1 rRNA gene is annotated in these 563 nt (G+C 50.4%); it reads right to left on the bottom strand.

Annotated features, from left to right (window positions below):
* A 23S ribosomal RNA gene (locus I2F62_RS13120) occupies window positions 1–563 on the bottom strand; the annotation flags it as partial.

Raw genomic sequence — 563 nt, 5'->3', positions numbered from 1 at the left:
ACCTTCCAGCACCGGGCAGGCATCACACCCTATACGTCCACTTTCGTGTTTGCAGAGTGCTATGTTTTTAATAAACAGTTGCAGCGGCCTGGTTTCTGTGGCTGCCAATAGCTCAGGGAGCAAGTCCCATCACCGTCAGCAGCGTACCTTCTCCCGAAGTTACGGTACCATTTTGCCTAGTTCCTTCAGCAGAGTTCTCCCAAGCGCTTTGGTCTACTCGACCTGACCACCTGTGTCGGTTTCGGGTACGATTCCTGTGTAACTAGAGCTTAGAGACTTTTCTTGGAAGCATGGTATCAGCCACTTCGCTAGTAAACTAGCTTGCTATCAGTTCTCAGTATAGAGTACCCCGGATTTGCCTAAGGTACATACCTACAACCTTTCACCTGGACAACCAACGCCAGGCTGACTTAACCTTCTCCGTCCTCTCATCGCATTACACAGAAGTATTGGAATATTAACCAATTTCCCATCGACTACGCCTTTCGGCCTCGCCTTAGGGGTCGACTCACCCAGCCCCGATTAACGTTGGACTGGAACCCTTGGTCTTTCAGCGAACGGGT

Source organism: Acinetobacter sp. MD2(2019), from assembly GCF_035615615.1.
In the GTDB taxonomy this organism is placed as follows: Bacteria; Pseudomonadota; Gammaproteobacteria; order Pseudomonadales; family Moraxellaceae; genus Acinetobacter.
Note: the sequence above shows the minus strand (reverse complement) of the source record. Positions and strands in the feature narration are given on the sequence as shown.